Annotated in this window: 9 protein-coding genes; 4 read left to right on the top strand and 5 right to left on the bottom strand. The window is 66.9% G+C overall.

Annotated elements, in window-relative coordinates:
- The first annotated feature begins 9 nt into the window (after positions 1–9).
- From nadE to ACT3UE_RS15460, 3 genes are all read left to right on the top strand, one after another.
- A complete protein-coding gene (gene nadE / locus ACT3UE_RS15450; protein WP_444561694.1) occupies positions 10–843 on the top strand; it encodes an ammonia-dependent NAD(+) synthetase in 834 nt (277 codons plus the stop codon).
- A gap of 102 nt (positions 844–945) precedes the next feature.
- On the top strand, positions 946–2,685 hold the full coding sequence (locus ACT3UE_RS15455; protein ID WP_444554752.1) for an AMP-binding protein: 1,740 nt from the start codon (positions 946–948) through the stop codon (positions 2,683–2,685).
- Complete coding sequence (locus ACT3UE_RS15460) at positions 2,682–3,200, top strand: MarR family winged helix-turn-helix transcriptional regulator (RefSeq protein WP_444554751.1); 519 nt, start codon at positions 2,682–2,684, stop codon at positions 3,198–3,200. The genes ACT3UE_RS15455 and ACT3UE_RS15460 overlap by 4 nt, the downstream gene beginning before the upstream one ends.
- A gap of 46 nt (positions 3,201–3,246) precedes the next feature.
- On the opposite strand, the gene mmsB is transcribed toward ACT3UE_RS15460, so the two are convergent.
- From mmsB to ACT3UE_RS15485, 5 genes are all read right to left on the bottom strand, one after another.
- Entirely contained in the window at positions 3,247–4,170 is a 924-nt protein-coding gene (mmsB, locus tag ACT3UE_RS15465) for a 3-hydroxyisobutyrate dehydrogenase (protein ID WP_444561695.1), read from the bottom strand.
- The gene (locus ACT3UE_RS15470) at positions 4,167–5,258 is read right to left on the bottom strand and encodes an enoyl-CoA hydratase/isomerase family protein (RefSeq protein ID WP_444554749.1); all 1,092 of its coding nucleotides are present in this window, start codon (positions 5,256–5,258) and stop codon (positions 4,167–4,169) included. The genes mmsB and ACT3UE_RS15470 overlap by 4 nt, the downstream gene beginning before the upstream one ends.
- 168 nt (positions 5,259–5,426) lie before the next feature.
- A complete protein-coding gene (locus ACT3UE_RS15475) occupies positions 5,427–6,218 on the bottom strand; it encodes a hypothetical protein (RefSeq protein ID WP_444554748.1) in 792 nt (263 codons plus the stop codon).
- Entirely contained in the window at positions 6,215–7,153 is a 939-nt protein-coding gene (locus ACT3UE_RS15480; protein ID WP_444554747.1) for an ATP-binding cassette domain-containing protein, read from the bottom strand. Before ACT3UE_RS15480 ends, ACT3UE_RS15475 begins: the two co-directional genes overlap by 4 nt.
- Before the next feature lie 9 nt (positions 7,154–7,162).
- Complete coding sequence (locus ACT3UE_RS15485) at positions 7,163–7,528, bottom strand: GntR family transcriptional regulator (protein WP_444554746.1); 366 nt, start codon at positions 7,526–7,528, stop codon at positions 7,163–7,165.
- Positions 7,529–7,640: 112 nt separating this feature from the next.
- Between ACT3UE_RS15485 and ACT3UE_RS15490 the strand changes: the two genes are divergently transcribed.
- Positions 7,641–8,386 (top strand): exodeoxyribonuclease III (locus ACT3UE_RS15490; RefSeq protein ID WP_444567008.1); only part of this gene is annotated, 746 nt, incomplete at its 3' end.

Below are 8,386 nucleotides of genomic sequence, written 5' to 3' on the forward strand. Positions count from 1 at the left end.
GCTGATTCCATGCGCGATATGCAGGCACGGATCATCAGTGAAATGGGCGTCAAGGCCACCATCGACCCGCAGGAAGAGGTCACGCGGCGGGTGGCGTTCCTGCGGGACTACCTGGAGGCCACCGGCACCAGGGGCTTCGTGCTGGGCATCTCGGGAGGCCTGGATTCCACCCTCGCCGGACGTTTGGCGCAATTGGCCGTAGAGGCCGCGGCCCGGGACGGGGACGACGTGGATTTCGTGGCAGTCCGCCTGCCCTACGGCACCCAGACCGATGAGGACGACGCCGCGGCGGCGATGGAGTTCATCGCCCCGAAGACCGCCTGGACCTATGACATCAAGCCCGGGGTCGACGCCCTGGCCGCGGAATATGTGAAGACCACGAGCGAAACGATCAGCGACTTCACCAAGGGCAATATCAAGGCCCGGCTACGCATGACCGCCCAGTACGCGTTGGCCGGCCAACACGGGCATCTGGTCATCGGCACCGACCATGCGGCCGAATCGGTCACCGGGTTCTTCACGAAATTCGGCGACGGGGCGGCCGACCTCCTGCCGTTGTACGGACTGGATAAGCGGCAGAACCGCCAACTGCTGCGCCATCTGGGGGCCAGCGAGCGGCTCTGGGCCAAACCCCCGACGGCGGATCTGCTGGACGGGACCCCGCTGCGCACCGACGAGGACGAATTGGGCCTGGCCTATGACGACATCGACGACTACCTCGAAGGACGTCCGGTGCCGGAGGCCGTCGCCGAAGCCATCGAGACCCGGTTCCTGCGCAGCCGTCATAAACGCACCACCCCCGTGTCACTTCTCGATGATTGGTGGACCCGAGGCGCCGACTGAAGGACGGATCCTCCACAACCCTTCCAAGCAGTAGGATGTCCACGTATATTTTGGGGAACGCCTCGTCGGGGATGGCCCCGGCGCCCCGACGAAAGGTGGAACATGACCGTCACCGACCAGTTCCGTGAAGCCCGCGACCGCCTCGTCTCCCTGCGGGGGGACCAGGCCAAGGCCCGGAAGGAATTCCGTTGGCCCGAGTTCGCCGAATTCAACTTCGGGCTGGATTGGTTCGACGCCGTCGCCGCCACCAGGGAACGGGCCGACACCCCGGCGTTGATCATCGTCGAGAAGGACGGCTCCTCCACCCGCAGGACCTGGGCCGAGCTATCCGAACGCTCCGGCCAGGTCGCCAACTGGATGCGCAGCGTGGGCTTCTCCCGCGGCGACAAGGCGATCCTGATGCTGGGCAACCAGGTGGAGTTGTGGGAGATCATGCTGGCGGCCATCAAGCTGGGCATCGTCATGATCCCGACCACCACCCAGATGGGGCCTGCCGATCTGGCGGACCGGGTCGAACGCGGTGGCGCCAGCTGGGCCATCGCCGGCACCACCGATCTGCCCAAATTCGCCGACGTGCCCGGGGACTACCGGTTGATCGCCATCGGGGACGCCCCCGCCCCCACCGCAGCGGGAGCCCCGGAGGTGCTGCCGTATTCGGCGTCGACCACGGCGCCGACCGGCTTCACCGCTGACGTACCCACCCGTGGTGACGAGACGCTGCTGCTGTATTTCACCTCCGGGACCACCTCGAAGGCCAAGCTGGTCGAGCATACCCATACCTCCTACCCGGTCGGGCACCTTTCGACGATGTACTGGATCGGCTTGGAACCCGGCGACGTGCACCTCAATGTCGCCTCCCCCGGTTGGGCCAAGCATGCGTGGTCGAATGTCTTCACCCCGTGGATCGCCGAGGCGACCGTCTTCATCTACAACTACGACAAATTCGACCCGGCGGCCCTGATGGATCAGATGGAGGCCGAGCAGGTCACCAGCTTCTGCGCCCCGCCCACGGTCTGGCGTCTACTCATCCAGGCGGATCTGACCCGGCTGAAGACCCCGCCGACGAAGGTCGTCTCCGCCGGGGAACCGCTCAACGCCGAAGTGATCGACCAGGTCCACCGCGCCTGGGGCCAACAGATCCGGGATGGCTTCGGCCAGACGGAGACCACCGTGCAGATCGCCAACTGCCCGGGCCAGCCGATGAAGATCGGTGCCATGGGCACCCCCCTGCCCGGTTACGACGTCGTCCTGGTCGACCAGGCCACCGGCGAAGAAGGCGATTTCGGGGAGATCTGCCTGCGCCTGGACCCCCGGCCGTTGGGGTTGATGAAGGCCTACTACGGCGATCAGGAGAAGACGGCAGCCGCCTTCCGCGACGGGTATTACCACACCGGGGATGTCGCCGAACGGGATGAGCGCGGGATCATCACCTACGTCGGCCGCGGCGATGACGTCTTCAAGTCCAGCGACTACCGGCTCAGCCCCTTCGAACTGGAGTCGGTGCTCATCGAGCACCCCGCGGTCGCCGAGGCCGCCGTCGTGCCCTCACCGGAGCCGATGAAGCTCAACGTGCCCAAGGCCTACGTCGTCCTGGCGGCCAGTTACGCCGCCGACGCCACGACGGCGGAGGACATCCTGGGCTACTGCCGGGAGCATCTCCCGGCGTTCAAGCGGATCCGCCGGCTGGAATTCGCTGAACTGCCCAAGACCATCTCGGGGAAGATCCGCCGGGTCGAGCTGCGCCGCAACGAAGAGCTGCGCCACGGCTCGGACACCCCTCCGCAGGGGCTGGGAGTGGAATACACGGACACCGATTTCCCGTCCCTGAAGGCGCGGGGATGAAGCCTCCACTCCCGTTCGACCCCATTGCCACGGCCCAACACAACTGGGAGGGCCAGGGGTGGACCGTCGAGGCGGCGCCGATGGCCGCCTTCACCGCGGTCATGCGCGCCCAGCAGATCCTGCTGCACCGCTGCGAGGCCGTGGTCAAGCCCTTCGGGCTGACCTTCGCCCGCTACGAGTTGCTGGCCCTGCTGTGGTTCTCGCGGACCGGTTCCCTGCCCATGGTCAAGGTCAGTGCCCTGCTGCAGGTCCACCCGACGTCGGTCACCAACGCAGTGGACCGGCTCGAGCGGGCCGGCTTCGTCGAACGCAGCCCGCACCCCACCGACGGCAGGACGACCCTGGTCTCGCTGACCGATCGCGGTCGGGACGTGGCAGCGCAGTCGACGGCGCAACTGAACTCCGTGGTGTTCTCGAATCCGGGGATGTCGGCCGCGGATATCAACGAACTGATCGAGATCCTCGGCCGCTTCCGTCGCGACGCCGGTGACTTCGAGGCGGAAACGGCCCCCTGACAGTTGCTGTCAGAGGGCCGTGATCGTCGCGCTCGGGACCCGCGGGTCAGTCGGACCCGTGGGAGCGGTCGCGGATCCCGGTGATGATGCCGGAGAAATCACGGCCGGCACCACCCTCGTCGCGGAATCGCTCGTAGATCCGTGCGGCCATCGGCCCGAGTTCGGCGGCGACCCCGGTGCTTTCGATGGCGCTCATCGCCAGGCCCAGGTCCTTGGCCATCAGCGCCCCGGCGAATCCGGGTTCGTAGTCGCGGTTCGCCGGGCTGGTCGGCACCGGACCGGGGACCGGGCAGTTCGTCGTCACGGCCCAGCATTGGCCCGAGGCCGTGGAGACGACGTCGTAGAGCGCCTGGTTGCTCAGCCCCAGCTTCTCGCCCAGGACGAAGGCCTCCGAGGCGGCGATCATGCTCACGCCCAGGATCATGTTGTTGCAGACCTTCGCCGCCTGCCCGGCCCCATGATCCCCGCAGTGGACCAGCTTCCCGCCCATGACCTCCAGGAGCGGACGAACCGATTCCAGGTCCGCTTCCAGGGCACCGATCATGAACGTCAGGGTCCCGGCTTCGGCGCCGACCACCCCACCGGAGACCGGGGCGTCGACACTGCGGTGTCCGGCCTCCACGGCCAGCCCGGCGGCTTCACGGGCGTCGTCGACATTGATGGTCGAGCAGTCCAGGAACACGGTGTCCGCGTCGACGGAGTCGAGCAGGCCGGGCCCGTCGACCCCACGATAGGCGTCGAGCAGCTGCTGTCCACCGGGGAACATGGTCAGGACCACCGAGGCCCCGCGGACGGCCTCGATCGCCGAGGAGGCGGTCGGCACCCCGGAGGCGGAGATGGCCTCGACGGCGGCAGGGACCACGTCGAAGGCCCGGACGTCGTAGCCGGCCTGCACCAGGTTCTTCGCCATGGGAGCACCCATGTGCCCGAGCCCGAGAAAGGCAATCGTTCCGGTTTCCGTGGTCATCATGCACGCTCCTTCGCGTCGGCGGCGAGTCCGAGCTCACCGCCTTGTTCGTCCGGGCCGAGCGGCTCGAAGTAGTCCCGGATCATTTCCGGGCTGATCTGTTCGAAGTTGGCCGGACTCCACTTCGGCTGGCGGTCCTTGTCGATGACCTGGGCCCGGATGCCCTCGAGGAAGTCAGGGGAGGCGAGCATGCGCACACCGACCCGGTAGTCCTGGTCCAGGGCCTCCTCCAGGCTCGACAGCCCGACGGCCCGGCGCAGTGCCGCCAACGTGGTCTTCACGGCCGTCGGCGACTTCGCGGCGATCAATTCGGCGGCTTCGGCGCCGTGGCCTCCACGGATGCGCAGGCGTCCCAGGATCCGTTCGATCGAGTCCCCGGCGTAGTCCTTGGCCATCCAGGTGGATTCGCCGGCGAGCGCCGAATCCGGCGCCGCCTGGGCGAACCGCCCGATGATCCCATCGACGTCGTCCCCCTGGCCTGCGGTTTCCAGTGCGGTGGCCAACTCGTCGAGCTGGCCGGAGGGGACGTAGGAATCGGCCAACCCCAGGAACAGGGCGTCGGCCGCATCGAGGTGGGAGCTGGTCAGCGCGGCGTGGGTTCCCGCTTCCCCCGGGGCCCGGGAGAGCAGGTGGAGCCCTCCGACGTCGGGGACGAAGCCGATGGTCGTTTCGGGCATCCCGCTGCGGGTGCGTTCGGTGACGATCCGGTGGCTGCCGTGCGCCGAGATACCCACCCCGCCACCGAGGACCAGTCCGTCCATGAAGGCGATGAAGGGTTTGGGGTAGTTGCGGATCAGCGCATTGAGCCGGTATTCGGTGCGCCAGAAGGCTGCGGTGCCGGCCCCGCCTTCGGGGATGTCACGGTAGATGGCCACGATGTCGCCCCCTGCGCAGAGGCCGCGGTCACCGGCGCCGGCGATCATCACGGACACCACCGCGTCGTCGTCGCTCCAGGCGGTGAGCTGGGCCAGGGTTGCTTCGACCATCCCGTGGGTCAGCGCGTTGACGGCCCTCGGTCGGTTCAGGGTGATGATGCCCAGCGTTCCTCGGACCTCGAACAGGACCTCGGGTTCGGTGGGGGCGTCGCTCATGGTTGTCCTTCCGGCGGTGCGGCGCTGGTGCGGCGGTCTTCCTCCGGCCCAGCGTCGGGTGGCAGTTCGTTGACCCGGACCGGCATAATCGACCATGGTCCAGGTCACTCGGACTCCAAGGTACTCGGACATCCTAGGAATTTCTAGGGAGCACCCATCCGCCGGGGGCTATCGTCCCACCGGGGCCCGGCGTAGCATCAGCCAGCTGCCGGTGGCGCTGATCAGCGCCACGAGGATCATGATCAGGGCGATCTTCGCGAAGGTCGCCCCCTCGAACCAGCCGAAGGGATTCACCCCGGCCGCCAGAAGCAACCAGATCAACGCCAGGAGGACCGCCACCGTGCCGAAGATGACCGCGATGACGCCCTTCTGGTTCCAGCGCAGGAATACGACGGCGAACATCGCCCCGATGAACAACATCGCGGCGCTGAGCCCGAACCCCATCAGGAAGGTGCTCGAATAGCTCCCGTTCCCGATGGCCACCACATCGAAGACCCGGGCCCCATTGAACCAGTGGCCGGTGGCCTTCTCCAGCGCCAGCAGCACGGTCATCGTCACCCCGATGAAGACGGACTCCAGGAGGAGTGCCAGGCAGGTGCCGACGAAGTACTGCCGCCGCGTGGAACCCATCCCCAGGGCAAAGGGCATGGTACGGGAGTAGGCCATGACGCCGATGCTCACGAAGTACCCGGCAAAGCACCACAAGGTCGCCTGGTTGTAGCCGAACCCCTCGGTCAGTTCCGCAGGGGAAGCCGGCGCAAAGGAACGCAATAAGCCCATGACGACGATGCACAGCACGATGATGCTGCCGAAGATGAACAGCGGGACCCCGATCATGCGCATCGGGTCCGCAAAATGCAGGCGCACGATCTTCATCAGGGCCCCGACGGGTCGCTGCGTGGGCAGGGTGGGCTGCGCGGACGGTGCGCCCGCCACGGGGCGCGGCTGGGTGATGCTCATCGGAGGGCCTCCTTGGCCTCGGTCTGGTCCTTCTCTGCTGGGTGGGCCACGGCGGCCGGCTCCCCGCCTTCAAGGAGCCCGTGGGCAGCCACGAGTTCCTGCAGGCTCACCGGGCCGACCTCTAGCCCGCCGGCCCGCGCATCGGCGTATAGACGTTCGTCGGGGATCCCGGCGATCGTCACCGAGCGCAGGCCTCCCAGGGCCTGGGTGCGCAGGACCTTCCGGGGCCCGGTCGCCTCGGCGACGGCAGTCGCCGTACCGGAGAGGGTGAAGGCCGAGGCGGTGGCCTCCTCCACGGAGGAGTCCAGGATCTTGCGGCCATCCTGCAGGACCACGACGTGCTCGAGCAGGTTCGCGGCCTCATCGATCAGGTGCGTGGACATGAGGATGGTGCGTGGATGCTCCATGTAGTCCTGAAGCAGGAGGTCGTAGAAGATGCCGCGGGCCGTCGCGTCGAGCCCGAGGTAGGGCTCGTCGAAAAAGGTGACAGGTGCCCGGGATGCCAGGCCCACGACGATGGCCACTGCGGAGAGCTGCCCGCGGGAGAGCTTCTTGATCGGCGTCTTCAGCGGTAGCCGGAATTCCCCGATCAGGCGCCGGGCAAACCCGGCATCCCAGCCGGCGTAGAACCAGGGGGCCGTGCGCAACACGTGGGAGACCTTGAACTCCTCGGGATATTTCTGGTTCTCCCGCGCGAAGCTGAGTTGGGCCAGCACCGCGGCATTTTCGAAGGGGTCCGCTCCCAGCACCCGGGCCTGGCCCGAGGTCTTGAGTTCCTGGCCGGCCAGGATGGACATCAAGGTCGTCTTCCCGGCTCCGTTGCGGCCCAGCAGGCCACAGATGGTGTTCTTTTCGATGCCGAGGCTGACATGATCCAGCGCGGCGGTGTGACGGTAGACCTTCGTCAGGTCGGTGGTTTCAATGGCGAGACTCATGATCGCGCCTCACTTTCCCGCGACGGCGGCACGGTGGCCGATCATCGCAATGAGTTCGTCGGAATCGATGCCCAGTCGTGCGGCCTCGTCGATCAGTGGTGAGAGGTACTGGTCCCCGAAGGCCTCGCGCCGGACGGACCTGAGCCGGTCGAGGGCCCCGGTGGCTACGAACATGCCGATACCTCTTCTTTTGTGCAGGATCCCGGCGTCGACGAGCCGGTTCAGCCCTTTTCCGGCGGTCGCCGGGTTGATCCGCATGAATGCCGCGAATTCGTTGGTCGAGGGGACCTGGGTCCCCTCCGGGTAGGTTCCTTCGAGGATCCGGCCCTCGATCTCCTCGGCGAGCTGGATGAAGATCGGCTTGGAATCGTCCATCGCGCTCACCGCCCGTTGGTTGGTTCATTGGTCATGTAACTAACCAAAGCACCTCGTTTTCCGCTCGTCAACCCCTGCGCCCGGAACGGCCCCGGATTGATAGGTTGGAGTCGTGAAGATTGCTACCTGGAACGTGAACTCCCTCCGAGCCCGCGCCGACCGCGTGGAAGACTGGCTGCGCCGCACCGACGCCGACGTGCTGGCCATCCAGGAGACCAAATGCAAGGACGAGAACTTCCCGTGGGAACTGTTCGAGAACAACGGCTACGAAGTCGCCCACTTCGGGTTCAGCCAGTGGAACGGGGTGGCCATCGCCTCCCGGGTCGGACTCGACGACGTCGAGCGGACGTTCCCCGACCAGCCGACCTTCGGCAAGGGCGGCAAGGATCCGGTCCAGGAGGCCCGGGCCATCGGCGCCACCTGCAACGGCGTACGAATCTGGAGCCTCTACGTCCCCAACGGCCGCGCCCTGCAGGACGAACACATGCCCTATAAGCTCGAGTGGCTGCGCCGGCTCAAGGAAAACGCCGCCGGCTGGATCGCCGATGATCCCCAGGCGCAGGTCGCCCTGATGGGTGACTGGAACATCGCCCCCTTGGACGAGGACGTCTGGGACATCGACTACTTCCACGACAATGAGCTGACCCACGTCTCAGGCCCCGAACGAGCAGCCTTCGAGGCCTTCGTTCAGGCCGGCTTCTCCGACGTCGTCCGCCCGCACACCCCCGGCCCGGGCGTCTACACCTACTGGGACTACACGAAGCTGCGCTTCCCCAAGAAGGAGGGCATGCGCATCGACTTCACCCTGGCCTCCCCGGCCCTGGCCCAACGGGTGACCGGGGCCTGGATCGACCGCGA

The sequence above is a fragment of the Arthrobacter sp. 179 genome (assembly GCF_052379645.1).
GTDB lineage: Bacteria > Actinomycetota > Actinomycetes > Actinomycetales > Micrococcaceae > Arthrobacter_H.